The 13,670-nt window shown below is 62.7% G+C and carries 17 protein-coding genes and 1 tRNA gene; 9 read left to right on the top strand and 9 right to left on the bottom strand.

All coding sequences use genetic code 11. From position 1 onward, the window contains the following. The 4 genes from EN949_RS25270 to EN949_RS25255 all read right to left on the bottom strand — a co-directional run. A partial coding sequence (locus tag EN949_RS25270) for a M81 family metallopeptidase (RefSeq protein WP_164782542.1) occupies window positions 1-901 on the bottom strand: 901 nt, incomplete at its 3' end. 24 nt (window positions 902-925) lie between these two features. Next, a complete protein-coding gene (locus tag EN949_RS25265) occupies window positions 926-1,750 on the bottom strand; it encodes a carbohydrate ABC transporter permease (RefSeq protein WP_127365541.1) in 825 nt (274 codons plus the stop codon). Next, on the bottom strand, window positions 1,747-2,616 hold the full coding sequence (locus tag EN949_RS25260; protein ID WP_024504714.1) for a sugar ABC transporter permease: 870 nt from the start codon (window positions 2,614-2,616) through the stop codon (window positions 1,747-1,749). Before EN949_RS25260 ends, EN949_RS25265 begins: the two co-directional genes overlap by 4 nt. 489 nt (window positions 2,617-3,105) lie before the next feature. Continuing rightward, window positions 3,106-4,338: a sugar ABC transporter substrate-binding protein gene (locus EN949_RS25255; RefSeq protein WP_013528982.1), complete on the bottom strand. Its 1,233-nt coding sequence runs from the start codon at window positions 4,336-4,338 to the stop codon at window positions 3,106-3,108. Window positions 4,339-4,521: 183 nt separating this feature from the next. On the opposite strand from EN949_RS25255, the gene EN949_RS25250 reads away from it, so the two are divergent. The 3 genes from EN949_RS25250 to EN949_RS25240 are packed head-to-tail and all read left to right on the top strand — an operon-like array spanning window position 4,522 to window position 7,272. Then, the gene (locus EN949_RS25250; protein ID WP_027163007.1) at window positions 4,522-5,310 is read left to right on the top strand and encodes an SDR family oxidoreductase; all 789 of its coding nucleotides are present in this window, start codon (window positions 4,522-4,524) and stop codon (window positions 5,308-5,310) included. Window positions 5,311-5,312: 2 nt separating this feature from the next. Then, the gene (gene ugpC, locus EN949_RS25245; protein WP_127367716.1) at window positions 5,313-6,380 is read left to right on the top strand and encodes a sn-glycerol-3-phosphate ABC transporter ATP-binding protein UgpC; all 1,068 of its coding nucleotides are present in this window, start codon (window positions 5,313-5,315) and stop codon (window positions 6,378-6,380) included. Between the two features lie 10 nt (window positions 6,381-6,390). Then, window positions 6,391-7,272, top strand: coding sequence for a MurR/RpiR family transcriptional regulator (locus EN949_RS25240; protein WP_013528979.1), 882 nt, complete (start codon window positions 6,391-6,393; stop codon window positions 7,270-7,272). A gap of 15 nt (window positions 7,273-7,287) precedes the next feature. Here the strand turns inward: EN949_RS25240 and EN949_RS25235 are convergent, their stop codons facing one another. Then, window positions 7,288-7,599 (bottom strand): DUF167 family protein, encoded by a 312-nt coding sequence (locus EN949_RS25235; RefSeq protein WP_127367801.1) that lies wholly within the window; start codon window positions 7,597-7,599, stop codon window positions 7,288-7,290. A gap of 13 nt (window positions 7,600-7,612) precedes the next feature. After that, complete coding sequence (locus tag EN949_RS25230; protein ID WP_013528977.1) at window positions 7,613-7,903, bottom strand: YggT family protein; 291 nt, start codon at window positions 7,901-7,903, stop codon at window positions 7,613-7,615. 160 nt (window positions 7,904-8,063) lie between these two features. Between EN949_RS25230 and EN949_RS25225 the strand changes: the two genes are divergently transcribed. The 6 genes from EN949_RS25225 to EN949_RS25195 all read left to right on the top strand — a co-directional run bounded on the left by EN949_RS25225 (window position 8,064) and on the right by EN949_RS25195 (window position 11,738). Beyond that, window positions 8,064-8,139, top strand: a tRNA-Ala gene (locus EN949_RS25225). Between the two features lie 331 nt (window positions 8,140-8,470). Beyond that, entirely contained in the window at window positions 8,471-9,220 is a 750-nt protein-coding gene (locus EN949_RS25220; RefSeq protein WP_013528976.1) for a helix-turn-helix transcriptional regulator, read from the top strand. A 530-nt stretch (window positions 9,221-9,750) separates the two neighbouring features. After that, entirely contained in the window at window positions 9,751-10,713 is a 963-nt protein-coding gene (locus EN949_RS25210) for a SagB/ThcOx family dehydrogenase (RefSeq protein WP_245267615.1), read from the top strand. Window positions 10,714-10,857: 144 nt separating this feature from the next. Further along, a complete protein-coding gene (locus tag EN949_RS25205; RefSeq protein ID WP_224700463.1) occupies window positions 10,858-11,034 on the top strand; it encodes a hypothetical protein in 177 nt (58 codons plus the stop codon). A gap of 4 nt (window positions 11,035-11,038) precedes the next feature. Beyond that, window positions 11,039-11,296, top strand: coding sequence for a hypothetical protein (locus EN949_RS25200; protein ID WP_127367094.1), 258 nt, complete (start codon window positions 11,039-11,041; stop codon window positions 11,294-11,296). Between the two features lie 121 nt (window positions 11,297-11,417). After that, entirely contained in the window at window positions 11,418-11,738 is a 321-nt protein-coding gene (locus EN949_RS25195; RefSeq protein WP_164754896.1) for a hypothetical protein, read from the top strand. 25 nt (window positions 11,739-11,763) lie between these two features. Here the strand turns inward: EN949_RS25195 and EN949_RS25190 are convergent, their stop codons facing one another. The 3 genes from EN949_RS25190 to exbB form a co-directional block, all read right to left on the bottom strand. Continuing rightward, the gene (locus EN949_RS25190) at window positions 11,764-12,708 is read right to left on the bottom strand and encodes an energy transducer TonB (RefSeq protein WP_063169481.1); all 945 of its coding nucleotides are present in this window, start codon (window positions 12,706-12,708) and stop codon (window positions 11,764-11,766) included. After that, a complete protein-coding gene (gene exbD, locus EN949_RS25185) occupies window positions 12,705-13,172 on the bottom strand; it encodes a TonB system transport protein ExbD (protein ID WP_063169482.1) in 468 nt (155 codons plus the stop codon). Before exbD ends, EN949_RS25190 begins: the two co-directional genes overlap by 4 nt. A gap of 4 nt (window positions 13,173-13,176) precedes the next feature. Further along, the coding region (gene exbB / locus EN949_RS25180) for a tonB-system energizer ExbB (RefSeq protein WP_127371809.1) at window positions 13,177-13,670 on the bottom strand (494 nt) is incomplete at its 5' end.

The raw sequence follows: 13,670 nt of genomic DNA, 5'->3' as shown, positions 1-13,670 counted from the left end.
TGACCACCGGCTTGCCCGGATGTTCTGTGCGCACGGCCAGCGCCCGATCGATGCCGTCGGCAGCGCTCAGCATCGTCATCGCCGTCTTTTCGCGCAGCGCGTAGAGTTCCCGCCCGAGCCGTTCCGCCAGCGCGTCGCCCTTGGCCTTGTCATTGTCGGTGACGACCAGGATGCGCGTGCCCATCTCGGGCACATCGGCCGCCATGAAGCCGTGGATGACGGAGACCGACAGCACGCCGTCCTTGCCGTGCAGCGCCTTGATGCGATCGACGAAGGACCGCATCGGCTCGCGGCTGGTCGGCAGCACCTGGATCATGCGGCAGTCGAAGGTCGAAATGACAGGGTTGATCTCACCACGCACTGCTGCCAGGCCAAGCTCGATGACATGTTCGCCGCGCTCGTAGAAATCGGTGTGCGGAAATTCGAGGAAATAGGCGAGAATGTCGGAGGCCGCGACGCGCTTCGGTGTCAGATGGCTGTGCGGATCGAGTTCCACGGCGATCACCACCTCCGGCCCGACCATCGCGCGAACCCGTTCGAGCAGATCGCCTTCGCAATCGTCATAGCCTTGCGCCACCATGGCGCCATGCAGGCCGAGGATGACAGCATCGACCGGCAGCGCCGCCTTGAGCTGGCCCAGAATCTCGTCGCGCAAAGCCTCATAGGTCTGCCGCTGCACCAGGCCGCCCGGCTCGGCCCAGGTGGCGGTGCCTTCGATGACATCGAGGCCTTCGGCCACCGCACGCCGGCGTAGCGCCACCATCGGCGAGGAGCACAGCGTCGGCGTTTCCGGGTGCTTGCCGGGCCCGGCATAGAAGGCCATCTCGAACGAAGCCCTATCGGTCGGCACCGGCGAGAAGGTGTTGGTTTCCGTCGCCAGCGAGGCGGTGAAAATGCGCATGAAAGCTCCGTCCGTGAATAGGCGCTATTTGACCGCCCCGAGCGCCAGGCCTCTGACGAGGTAGCGCTGCAGCCAGATGAACAGGATGGCCACCGGCAAGGTCGCCAGCAGCGTCGCGGCCATGACGTGATGCCATTCGATGGTGTAGCGGCCGGCGACCAGCGAAAACACCTGGATCGGCAGCGTGTAGCTTTCCTGGCTGCGCAGCATGGTGAGCGCCACGACGAACTCGTTCCAGGCGTTGATGAAGGTGAAGATCGCCGTCACCGCGATCGCCGGCAGGCAGAGCGGCAGGAACACCTTGCGCAAGGTCAGCCAACGGCCGGCGCCCTCCATCCAGGCGGCTTCCTCGAGATCGCGGGGGATGGTGTCGAAATAGCTCTGCAGCATCCACACCGTGAAGGCGACGTTGAAGGCCATGTAGATGAAGCCGAGCGCCGTCGTGCTCTCGACCAGGCCCCAGGCGGCCATCAGCCGGAACAGGCCGAGCACCAGCACGATCGGCGAGATCATCTGCGAAATCAGCAGGAACTGGCGCAAGGCGCCGTAGCCGGCAAAGCGGAAGCGCGACATCGCATAGGCCGCCGGAACCGAGATCAGGATGGCGCCGATGGTGGCGATCACAGACACGTAGAGCGAATTGAGCAGCGCCTGGCCGAAGCCCGTCGCCACCCACATGTCGGAAAAATTCGACCAGCGGAATTCGCTCGGCCACCAGGTCGGCGACAGCACTTCCTGTCTCGGCTTGACTGCGGTCAGGAACATCACCGCGAAGGGAAAGAGCGTCACCACAATCAGCGGCGCCAGCAGCAGCCAGGCGATGATCGAACGCTTGAGCTTGCTCGTCATGCGCGTTGCTCCCGCATCGCCAGCCGCACATAGATCATGGTGAAGACCAGCAAGATGGCGAACATCACCAGCGACACCGCCGATGCTTCGCCCAGCTTGCCGATGCGGAAGGCCAGCTTGTAGAGATGGGTGACCAGGATATCGGTCGAGTTGGCCGGCCCGCCCTGCGTCATCACCCAGATGATCGGGAAGGAATTGAAGACGTAGATGGTGTTGAGCACGATGGCGATGTTGATGAACGGTTTCAGGAGCGGAAAGGTAATTTCGCGGAACTGCTGCAGCGGCGTCGCCCCTTCAAGCGCCGCCGCCTCGTAGAGATCGTCCGGGATCGACGACAGCCCGCCGAGGAAGATCGTCGTCGTGAACGGCACCGTCACCAGGATGCCGATCAGCACTTGCATCGGAAAGGCGGTTTCGGCACTCGCCAGCCACTGGATGTTGTGATCGATGAGGCCGAGGCCGATCAGCGCCGAATTGAGCATGCCACTTTCGCCGCTCAGCGCCCAGCGCCAGACCACCGCAGTCATGGTCAGCGACACCGCCCAGGGCAGCATGATGATGACGCGGGCAATGCCGCGGCCATAGAAATCGGTGTTGAGGATCATCGCCACCGGGATCGACAAGAGAAGCGCGCCGCCGACCACCATCACCGTCCATTGGCCGGTGCGCCAAAGCGCGGCCGTGAAATCGGGATCGGCAGCGAGTGCCGCGAAATTGGCGAAGTCGTTGAAGTCACGAAGCTGGCCGAAGCGGCTGACGTCATGCGTCGAGATCTGGATCAGGTCCCAGACCGGCCAGAAGATGACCACCGCCGCCAGAAACAGGCTGGGCAAGGTCAGGAGATAGGGCAAGAAACGATTTTGCATCGGCTGGCTTTGTACCGCGTTGCGGGGAGATTGGATTTCGCTGGCTTAACAGATTGACTTGGTCCGGCCTCGTTCTTCTCAGGGCACCGCTTCAGGATTCCTTGCAACCGTCGGCGCTGCCCTCACCTGCTCGTCCGTTCTCCGCAGCAGTTGCGGAAGGGCCCCTTTCCTCTCCCCCGTCGATCGGGGGAGAGGTGTCGAGCGAAGCTCGACGGAGTGGGGGTCGACCCCTTGGGCGCAAGGCGAGGCTTGCGCCTGGTGCTCTTCCTATATCCGTTCGCGGTGGCTGCCAGGTGGTTCCCCCACTCCGTCTCGGCTTCGCCGAGCCACCTCTCCCCCTCCGGTGGGAGAGGAAAGGAGCCTGGCTGGGCGGCGTTGACATCGACGAACTATCTTTCTGCTCGAGGCTGCAAGATGTGGCGCGCCCCGCCTGAATCTGGGGCGCGCCACGGGCGCAGGGAGATACGCCCTATTCCTTCAGCACTGCCCCTACTTCTTCAGCACCGCATTGGCCTTGGCCGCCGCGTCCTTCAGGCCTGCCTCGGGGTCGCCGCCGAGATAGATCTTCTGCATGGCGTCCGACGTGATCTGGGCGACCTCTTCCCAGCCCGGGATGACCGGCGCGAAGCGGGCGTCGGGCAGCAGAGCGGTGAACGCGGCCAGATCGGCATTGTTGACGTAGTAGTCCATCTTGGCCTCTTCCTTGTTCACCGGCAGGAAGCCTTCGCCCTGTGTGAACTTGGCACGCTGCTCCGTGGTGAACAGGAAATCGAGCAGCTTCCAGGCCTCGTCCTTGTTCTTGGAGTTCTTGAACATGATGATGGAATCGGTGACGCCATAGGTGCCGCGCGCGCCGGTCGGTCCGGCGGGAATGGCCGCAACGCCGTATTTCAGGTTCGGCGCCTCGTCCTTGATCTGGTTGGACAGGAAGGGTGCGGTGATCATCATGCCGACCTTGCCCTGCTTGAACAGGTTCTGCACGTCCTCGCGGTTGTTGGAGGTGACGCCGGGTTCGGTCAGGCCTTCGTCGATCATCGACTTGTAGAGTTTGGCGGCTTCAAGCGCGCCGGGCGTGCTCAGGCCCGAAGTGCCGTCCTTGTTGAGGATTTCCGTGCCGTAGGACCACATCGCATAGTAGTAATAGACGTCGGTCTCGATCTCCTTGCCCTGCAGGCCGAAGCCGAACGTGCCGGACCCCAGAGCCTTGATCTTGCGCGCATCTTCCTGCAACTCGGTCCAGTTTGCCGGTGGCTTGGCGATGCCGGCCTTCTCGAACAGCTCCTTGTTGTAATACATGGCGCGCGCCGAGGCAGCGATCGGCAGGCCGTAGGTCTTGCCATCCATGATCGAGGGCGACAGGAAGGTGTCGATGAAGCGGTCCTTGAAGTCGGGCTTGATGTAGCCGTCGAGCGGTTCGGCGACATCCTGCTGGACGAAGTCGATCAGCCAGCGCGTACCAATGATCGACAGATCGGCATTGGTGCCGGCGGTGATGTCGGTGGTCAGCTTCTGCAGCAGCACATCCCACGGCACCACTTCGAACTTGACCGTGATGCCAGGGTTCGCCGCCTCGAATTCCTTCTTGACGCTATCGAAATAAGGGCCAGTCTTGGCGCTGTACTCGGCCACGGTGACCCGCACCTCGCCCGCATCCGCCTGCGCCGCAATTGCCAGCATGCTCATTCCGGCCATCAGGCCGACAGTCCATTTTGCAAGACTCATTTGAACTCTCCCATTTTGATTTTTGCGCCTGCGCGCCTCTTCGTTACCCAAGCAGAAGATTTATGTGACTTTCCTACATTATCGAGGATTTGAAGGCTTGCAAGCAGATTATTCTGTTGCAAAATTACATTTTGTGGACTAGGCCTGATCCGACCTGTCGAAGATCCCGGAGGATGAAGCACGGTGGTTTCGCAAACGGAACTCGAAGGCAGGGCCGAATTCGAGGGCAAAACTGTCGTTGTGACGGGTGCGGGCGGCGGCCTCGGCACGGCCATCGTGGCGCTGATGGCGCAAAGGGGCGCCAGGGTCGTAGGCTGCGACCAGTCGAGCGAGGCGTTGAAGAGCCCGTATTTTGCCGCCCGCCACGTCTTCGATCTTCTCGACAAGGCGTCGATAGCCACGGCGATCGCCGCCATCCTCGACCGGGACGGTGTGCCCGACATTCTCATCAACAATGCCGGCTGGACGCGCGCCGAGACGCTCCCCGCGCTCAACCCCGACAGGATTGAGCAGGAACTCGACCTCAACCTGACCGGCGTGATGAATTTCGCCGATCCGCTGGTCAAGGCGATGGCCAGCCGTGGCTCCGGCAGCGTCGTCTTCATCTCCTCGGTCAACGCCATCGCGCATTTCGGCAATCCCGCCTATGCCGCGGCCAAGGCCGGCATCAACGCCTATGCCAAGGCGATCGCCGTCGAGCTCGGCCGCAGCGGCCTGCGCGCCAATGTCGTCTGCCCCGGATCGATCCGCACCGCCGCCTGGGACCACCGCCTTGCCAAGGATCCCGAAATCCTCGGCAAATTGCAGCGGCTCTATCCGCTCGGCCGCATCGTCAACGCTGCGGAAGTGGCGGAAGCCGTCGCTTTCCTTGCGTCCGATCGCGCATCGGGAGTAACAGGCGTGGTGATGCCCGTGGACGCGGGACTGACCGCCGGTTGCCTGCCCTTCATCGACGACATATTGGGAGCGTGAGCATGACCGACGTCGAGTTCCGCGACCTGTCGAAATCCTTCGGGCAGCACAAGATCCTCGAGAACATCAGCCTCGATATCAAGAGCGGCGAGTTCGTCGTCCTGGTCGGCCCGTCCGGCTGCGGCAAGTCGACCTTGCTGCGCATGCTCGCCGGCCTGGAGACGATCACTTCCGGCGATCTGTTGATCGGCGGCGTGCGCGCCAACGCGCTACCGCCGCAGCAGCGCAACATCGCCATGGTGTTCCAGTCCTATGCGCTGTTTCCGCATCTGAAGGCATCGGACAATATCGGTTTCGGCCCGAAGATACGCGGCGAGACGCGCACGGCAATCGATGAGAAGGTCAAGAAGGCGTCCGGGGTCCTCAATCTCTTCTCCTATCTCGACCGCTATCCCCGCCAGCTGTCGGGCGGCCAGCGCCAGCGCGTCGCCATGGGCCGCGCCATCGTGCGCGAACCGTCTGTGTTCCTGTTTGACGAACCGCTGTCCAATCTCGACGCGCAACTGCGCGTGCAGATGCGCGTCGAGATCAAGGCTCTGCACCAGCGGCTGAAATCGACGATCGTCTACGTCACCCACGACCAGATCGAGGCTATGACCATGGCCGATCGCATCGTCGTGATGGACCGCGGCAGGATCCAGCAGGTCGGGGCGCCGCTGGAGCTCTATGACAGGCCGGCCAACAAGTTCGTCGCTTCCTTCCTCGGCTCGCCGTCGATGAGTTTCGTCTCGGGTTCGCTCAAGACGACGCTTGAGAAAACCTGGTTCGAATCGGCCGGCGGCGGGCGGCTGGCGCTTGCCGGCAAACAGGTGCCGGCGGACAGCGCGGTGGAGGCCGGCATCCGCCCCGAGCATTTTGTCATCGGCGAGGCTGTCGACGCGATGGCGATCAGGGTGGATGTCGTCGAGCCCACCGGCTCCGAAACACATGTCTATGGCGCTATCGGTGCTGATACGGTACGCGCCGTGTTCCGTGACAGGGTGCCGGTCAGGCCGGGAGACCTGCTGCCGGTCTCGGTCGACCCCGGCAACATCCATCTGTTCGACAAGGCGACGGGCCTGCCTCTATGAAAATATCAGCATGAAGACGCCGGCCGACATCATCACGCGCCTGCAGCTGATGTCGCAGGACGGAACGAAGTCGGATCGCAAGCTGGCCGGCTTCGTGCTGGCAGACCTCGACTTCGTTTCCAAGGCGGCGATTTCGGAAATTGCCGCGCGCGTCGGTGTCAGCGAGCCGACGGTGACGCGGTTCTGCCGCAACCTCGGCTGCGAGGGCCTGCGCGACTTCAAATTCTATCTGGCGCAAGCCATCGCCATCGGCGGCCAGTATCTGTCGCCGGAGCCGTTGAGCCGCGATGCCCGCGAACAGCGCATCGCTTCCGCCATCACCGAAGCGGCGATATCGGCCATCCAGCGCGCCAGCGAAAACCTCGACATGACGACGCTGGTCGCCGTCGCCGCACGCATCGCGGTTTCCGGCAATGTGCTGTGCATCGGCTCCGGTGGCATTTCGTCGATGATGGCGACCGAAATGCAGAACCGGCTGTTCAGGCTTGGCGTGTCCGTGCTGGCGCAAATCGACGGACAGTTGCAGCGCATGTACGCCGCCGTCGCCACCCCCGACACCACGCTGATCGCCTTCTCCGTCTCCGGCTATGCACGATCGGTCATCGATGCGGTGCAGGTCGCCCAGCAATATGGCGCCACGACGATCGCCATCACCCCGCCGGACTCCGCGCTCGCCAAGGTCGCCGACACGGTCATCCATTTCCAGTCGCTGGAAGACGGCAATATCTACAAGCCGACATCGTCGCGCTATGCGCTGCTGTCGATCGTCGACATGATCGTCACCTCGGTCGCCGAGACGCGCGGACCAAGGGTTCTGGAAAATCTGCGCCGCATCAAGCAGAGCGTCAACACGTTGAAAGTTGACGATCCGCGTTTGCCGCTGGGGGATTGACCCCATTGCGAGGCATCAGGAGCCGAGCCCCTCGATGCTCGTCGCCAACATCGCCGGATCGCCAGAAACGCGCACGGTTTTCAGCCGGGAGGTGCCGCCGGCGACAACCGAGACGGCGGACCCCGGCACGCCAATCGCCTTGGCAATCAGCTTTTCGAGCGCATGATTGGCGGCGCCGTTTTCCGGCACGGCGCGGACGCGCGCTTTCAGATGGCTTCGCTCGTCCGCCGTGGTCTCGATGCCTTCGAGCCTGTCCAGCGCAGCCTTCGGCGTCAGCCGGACAAACAGCTCGACGCCATCATCGCGCAGGCGAAACGGCGCGCTCATACGATCATCGGCCTCACAGGACCAGAGGCGCCACACTGGTCAATATGAACTGCCGCAGGAAGAACAGGATCAGAAGCAGGATGATCGGCGAGATGTCGATGCCGCCAAGGTCCGGCATGAAACGGCGGATCGGCCGCAACGCCGGTTCGGTCAGCCGATAGAGCATGTTGCCGATGGAACCGACGAACTGATTGCGCGAGTTGACGACGTTGAAGGCGTAAAGCCAGGAAAAGATCGCCGATGCGATGATGATCCACCAGTAGAGGTCGAGCGCCATGACGATTGTCTGAATGAGGGCGAGCATGCCGGTCTCCAATTGTTGCCGACATGTAGCCATTGCACGCGAAACCGGCAAGGGCCGCCTGCCACGGTGCGCCGGTACGGCTGCCAGGCCACTGGATTTCGGCAAACCTCCGCCTTGACAGGAAACCGCGGCGCCCGATAAATGCGCCCATCCGCTGGACGGGGCTGTAGCTCAGCTGGGAGAGCGCGTCGTTCGCAATGACGAGGTCAGGAGTTCGATCCTCCTCAGCTCCACCAGCGGATTAATTCCTCGCTCTCCGCGCCATATGCACTCCGCGACGCTCGTCCGGGCTTGCCTCCACGGCTGGCATTTGCCGTGCCGGCGCGCCTAAAAGGCCGCGCGCCGCGCCGTCTGTTTTCGCAATCTCCGGCAAGACTTTTGTCAATTGGACTTATGGCGGAAGCGCTCGTCGATTGTTTCCGTTTTTTTTGCAAACCGCCCCACTAAATTGACGTTACCAAATCAGTTTTTTCTGTGCGTTGTGGCCAAGGCGTTTCGGCGGGGGCGACCGGAGACGCTATATGGATTTCGAGTCGAAATGAAAAATCCGCCTGCGGAAGCAAAGACGTGTCAATTCGCGAGAATCTCGCTGCAAACCTTAGACGGCTGTGCAAGGACCATGCCTCCGTAAGCGCGGTATGCCGTGAGCTGCACATCAATCGCACCCAGTTCGAACGCTACCTGCAAGGGCAGACCGTTCCCAACAAGGCCACAGCCAAGCTGATATGCGACTACTTTCGCATCGACGAGGCGGAACTGTACCAGGATCCCGGCACACCCGAGCCAGTGATGCGCGGCCTGCCGCCGGTGTCCGAGAGCCTGTTCAACCAGATGATCCGCCCTCCCAGCCCTTCGATCGCGGGCGGCACCTATTTCACCTATTTCTCGATCCCGGGCCGCCTCGACCTCCTGGTGCGCTCGGTGACCTTCGTGCGGCGCGAAGCCGAACTGGTCACCTTTCGACGGGTCACCGGGTGGTCGGAGCGCCGGGGATCGACCTGGGCACGAGCGCGCGGCAATCACTATGGCGTGGCGATCTCGCGGCTGAACTGGATTTATTTCAGCGGCATCAATCGCCGCCAGACCGGAGAGCCGTCGCTGATCTCCGTGCAATGGGCTCCCATCTCCGAACCGGTGCTGATGGGCAAGGCCATGCTTCTGACGGAGGCCGGCCCGGCATTCGTGTCCGTCATCATGCGGCGCGACATTGCCAACATCCACGCAAGGGATGCCATCAGCATGGCGCATGTCATCAGTCTCGACGATCCGGGCGTCGACCAACTGGTTGTCAGCCTCACCCGGGACGGGTTGGGCTAATCCCTCGGATCGCCGTGTCTTACGCCAATTAAGAATAAGCGTACGCCGATAAAGCGTACGCCAACGATTGTCTACTCTGTATCTGAATAAAATCGATATTTTACACTTTGGTACCAAGAAAGATAATCCACGCATCCGCCTTCGACTCGTGGTTTTACTATAATTTTAACAAACCATTAACTCTTCCGACCTTACCTTTCTTCGCGCGGATCCCGTTCCGGGGGTCCTTCAACGGATCCCAGATTGGGGTCAGGAAAGGGATAAAAATGGCCAAGAAAGTGACCAATACTCCGAAGCTGACGATTGCCGCCGGCACGCAGACCGTCTTCTTTTCGCAGGGCATGCACTACAACAAGCGCTGAAGCCGTTCTGCGCCGACGAGCGGTTCGCTTGTCGGCGCCTCGGCTCCGCAGATGGCATCCAGCTTCATGAAAATGCGCTCTTCGAAAACGCTTGTTTTCTACCCTGGACCGAACAAGGTCACGGCATGCAACTTCCTGACCAGAAGCGTATTTGAATGCAGCCCTGATATGGTCGGCCTTCTCGCATCGTGGGACAAATGGGCATCGACGGCGGACATTGCCCGCGCCCATGGCTGGTCGAAGTCCGAGCTGAAAGCTGTCGTTCCCCGGTTGCTCGATTTTTCCGCCCTGGTCACCGCCGGATCGCCTCTCGCCGAGCAGGAGGAACAGTTTTCGGGACAATGGAGTTGGGGGCTTCCGACGGCGCTGATGCATTTCTGCGTCCAGGACAGCGAATACATGACCATCGAGCAAGCGGAAGAGCGGCAGATAGAACGCGCCGGCCATACGCCGCAGCCGGACCTCCTGCTCAAGAATTCCGCCGGCGCCATCCAGCTGCCGAATGCACTGGAAGACAACGAACTTCTTGGCTTGATGGCGCGGCGCCGCACCAACCGCACGGCGGCTCAGCCCACCATCACGGCCAAACAGCTTTCCGATTGCCTGTTCGCCGGGCTCGGCATCATCGGTGAGACCGCCAATTGCGTCGGCACCCTGCCGCTTGGCATGACCCCTTCCGGCGGCGCGCGAAATCCCTATGAGGCCTATGTGGTCGCGCTCGGCGTCGATGGCCTCGAACCCGGTGTCTATCACTATTCCGCCGCCGACCACGACCTTGGCAGGATTTCCGCGAACCATCTGCCGAAGATCTCCGAACTGGTCGGCGGACAGGAGTGGGCTGACGCCATGCCGTGCCTGATCCTGCTTTGCGCCAGGCTCGACCGCACGATGTGGAAATATGAGGACGCCAACGCCTATCGTGTCGTGCTGATCGAGGCCGGCCATATCGGCCAGAACATCATGCTGGCGGCGACCAATCATGGCCTGTCGGCGTGCCCGACAGCCGCGCTCAGTCATTCCGCGATCAAGCGGCTGCTTGGTCTCGACAGCCTCACCGACGCACCGATCTATGCCTTGACCCTCTCGACCCCGGAAAGAGATCCCTCCACCGCGGGCCAATCCATCAATTAGTCGACCAACAATGTGTATTCGGCCAGTAACGCGTTCCCAGGGTATAACCAGAGACAGGAGCAGCACGTGCCAAATCAATCCTTACGCCAGTCGGAAATCGATAGTCTTCAATATATTTCGTCGATGACCAATGAGCTCGTGCAAATGGCCGAAGCAAGCCGTTTTCCGATGATCTCCTATCTGCTGGGCATGGCCTATGCAGAGGCCTTCGACGTTCTTCGCGGCGCACGGCCAGCCAGGCACGCGCAGCTCAGCGGCAACCCGCTGCACCCCAAGGCGCAGGCAAAAGACAATCGCGCCGCCCAGCCACGGAGAGCCTAACGAGATGCAATCGTCAGCATGCGCGGTGGCCGGCTCGACCTCGCGGCCAAACCGCTGGGAGACGCTGTGCGCATTGCAAAGCCTGCTGCCGCTGCTGAAGAAAGCCGCGACGGACCTGCGCCGCGCCGACATGGTCTACTGGTTCGAGCAGGCAGATGCCGAGGTCGCCAACATCATCAGAGGCCACCCCTCCGATGCAACCGCAATCCCGGCCCTGATTGCATCCTGCCCGCAGGACCGGCATCCGGTCGCGCCAGCTTGATGCATGTCGCCCGCCAAAACGCCACGCGCTTATTGGCGCCGCTGAAAATGCTCTGCTCACCAGTTTTTCAATTTCAGACCGGAACCTATTGCGCGTCTGGAATGCCAAGGGGGACCTGCACATGAACATGATAGCCAACATCAGAAGCGTCGATGCCAGGGAAAGCATTTTCAGCCGGCTCGACGTCTTGATCGTCAGGCGGCCGCCATCGCCTGACGCCGCGCAGATCGAGGCCCGCCAACTCGTCTCGATGGCGATTGCCGACAGCTGCCAGGCCGACAGTCTCTGGGGTACAGTGGACGCCTTCCACGCCCATTTCGACTTCATGATGCAGACCATCGAAATCAACGGCGCCGATGACCCGAGCCTCGGGCTGTTGCGCACGAAATGCCGTTTCTATCTCGAACAGGTCGAGGCCCTGAGCCTGTCGCTGGCCTACTGACAGGCCGCTTCGATCAAATTCGGTCCTAGTTGCGCAGGCTGAACACGAACGGCGCTGTACGGCTCAGACGCGAACCGAGTTCCGGCGGCGGTGCCGGCACCGTGGCGCCTTGCAGCACGGCGAGCGCCGCACGGTCCAGATCCGCATCCCCTGAGGAACGAGAGAGCCTGGCAGACCGGACCCGGCCGGACGAGTCGACCGTGAAGGCGACATACGGCCTGCCTTCCACGCCTCGGGCCTTGGCAGAACTGGGATAGCGCGTGTGCCGCTTGATCCAGGCGCCCAGACGGGAGTCCCATTTGCTGGAGTCGCCGGAGCGCGACGTCGATTCCGCTGCCTTCGGCGCGGCGGTCCTGGCCGCGGGCCGTGCGTCGGCGCTGGCGACGGTTGCCGTCTTCGGCGGAGCCGCCTTCTCCTTCTTAAGCCGCGGCTTGGGCTTCTCGACAGGTTTTTTCGCCTTGGCCTCGACCGGTTTCTTGTCTTTGACAATTTCGACCGGTTTCGGCTGCGGCAAGGGAATGACGACGTCTGGCGTGACAGCCTCGACAACATCCGGGATGACCTCATCCGGCGGCGGCTGATCGGCCTGTTCAGCCGTTTCGGTCCGGTTGGGTTCGGCCTCGTCGGGCGCGACCGCTTCCGGTGGCTCGACAACCGGCTTCGCCTTTTCGACCGGTTCTTCAGGTGTCGGCTCGATCGTCGGTGTCGGTTCGGTCTGATCTGGCGTCACCGCGTCCAGCGCGGCGACCTGTTCTTGTACGGCCGGCATCACCACCATCGGCGCCATCTCGATCACCTGGGCCGGTGGCGGACCGCCGTCCGCTTCGGTGACCATGGTGAGATTCTGCACTGCATAGGCGACCGCGACATGGGCTCCGAGGACCAGCGCGGCAGCACCGGCCCACAAGCCAAGGTCGCGCCAGCCGAAGCGCGACATCTGGACCGAGGGCACGGCGACCGCTTGCGTCATGGCGCCGCCGCACGGGTGGCTGTGGGCGCGGGGGCATTGGACGCGGGAGCCGTCTCCAGGCCGACCAGCGCGATCTTCAGATAGCCGGCACCGCGCAACAGGTTCATCGCCTCCATCAGGTCGCCATAGGCGACCGCCTTGTCGGCGCGCAGGAAGATGCGCGTCTGCTTGTCGCCCTTGGTCTTGGCGTCCAGCGTCGCGGCGAAAGCCGGGCGTGGCACGCCGTCATTGCCGATCGCCAGCGTCAGATCGTCCTTCAGCGTCAGGAACAGCGGTGTCTCGGGCCTCGGCGCGGGCGTTGCGGTCGAACCCGGCAGGTCGACATTGACATCCACCGTGGCCAGCGGTGCCGCGACCATGAAGATAATCAACAACACCAGGATGACATCGATGAACGGGGTGACGTTGATCTCGTGGCTTTCCTCGAGATCGTCATCCATGGTCTGTCGGATTCTGCTTCCCATGGCGCTACTCCGCCGCCAGTGGCGCGGCCGGCGCGACGGTGCGGAAGTCGAGGTCGCGGCTGACCAGTCGTTCGACCCCTGCCGAGGCATCGGCGAGGATCTGCCGATAGCCGGCTATCGAGCGGGCGAAGACGTTGTAGATGACGACGGCCGGTATGGCCGCGACCAGGCCCATCGCGGTGGCCAGCAGCGCTTCGGCGATGCCCGGCGCGACCACGGCGAGATTGGTGGTCTGCGCCTGCGAGATGCCGATGAAGGCGTTCATGATGCCCCAGACCGTGCCGAACAGGCCGACGAAGGGCGCGGTCGAGCCGATCGTCGCCAGCACGCCGGTGCCGCGTGACATGCGCCGCGCCGCCGCCGCCTCGATGCGCGACAGGCGCGACGTAACCCGTTCCTTGAGGCCATCGCCTGAGACATGATCGAGGGCGCCGGCTGAGAGTGCGGTCTCCTCCTCGGCCGCCCGCACCAGCAGCGCGCCCGGGCCGCCGCTGCGGT

The sequence above is a fragment of the Mesorhizobium sp. M7A.F.Ca.US.007.01.2.1 genome (assembly GCF_003998165.1).
In the GTDB taxonomy this organism is placed as follows: domain Bacteria; phylum Pseudomonadota; class Alphaproteobacteria; order Rhizobiales; family Rhizobiaceae; genus Mesorhizobium; species Mesorhizobium ciceri.
This window is presented reverse-complemented; position numbering and strand designations above follow the sequence as displayed.

What these genes read in the sequence shown, in the direction of transcription:
- EN949_RS25265 (WP_127365541.1), bottom strand. Translation starts at nt 1,750, where the DNA reads ATGACGAGCAAGCTCAAGCGTTCGATCATCGCCTGGCTGCTGCTGGCG.
- EN949_RS25260 (WP_024504714.1), bottom strand. Translation starts at nt 2,616, where the DNA reads ATGCAAAATCGTTTCTTGCCCTATCTCCTGACCTTGCCCAGCCTGTTT.
- EN949_RS25255 (WP_013528982.1), bottom strand. Translation starts at nt 4,338, where the DNA reads ATGAGTCTTGCAAAATGGACTGTCGGCCTGATGGCCGGAATGAGCATG.
- ugpC (WP_127367716.1), top strand. Translation starts at nt 5,313, where the DNA reads ATGACCGACGTCGAGTTCCGCGACCTGTCGAAATCCTTCGGGCAGCAC.
- EN949_RS25240 (WP_013528979.1), top strand. Translation starts at nt 6,391, where the DNA reads ATGAAGACGCCGGCCGACATCATCACGCGCCTGCAGCTGATGTCGCAG.
- EN949_RS25235 (WP_127367801.1), bottom strand. Translation starts at nt 7,599, where the DNA reads ATGAGCGCGCCGTTTCGCCTGCGCGATGATGGCGTCGAGCTGTTTGTC.
- EN949_RS25230 (WP_013528977.1), bottom strand. Translation starts at nt 7,903, where the DNA reads ATGCTCGCCCTCATTCAGACAATCGTCATGGCGCTCGACCTCTACTGG.
- EN949_RS25210 (WP_245267615.1), top strand. Translation starts at nt 9,751, where the DNA reads ATGGTCGGCCTTCTCGCATCGTGGGACAAATGGGCATCGACGGCGGAC.
- EN949_RS25205 (WP_224700463.1), top strand. Translation starts at nt 10,858, where the DNA reads ATGGCCGAAGCAAGCCGTTTTCCGATGATCTCCTATCTGCTGGGCATG.
- EN949_RS25200 (WP_127367094.1), top strand. Translation starts at nt 11,039, where the DNA reads ATGCAATCGTCAGCATGCGCGGTGGCCGGCTCGACCTCGCGGCCAAAC.
- EN949_RS25195 (WP_164754896.1), top strand. Translation starts at nt 11,418, where the DNA reads ATGAACATGATAGCCAACATCAGAAGCGTCGATGCCAGGGAAAGCATT.
- EN949_RS25190 (WP_063169481.1), bottom strand. Translation starts at nt 12,708, where the DNA reads ATGACGCAAGCGGTCGCCGTGCCCTCGGTCCAGATGTCGCGCTTCGGC.
- exbD (WP_063169482.1), bottom strand. Translation starts at nt 13,172, where the DNA reads ATGGGAAGCAGAATCCGACAGACCATGGATGACGATCTCGAGGAAAGC.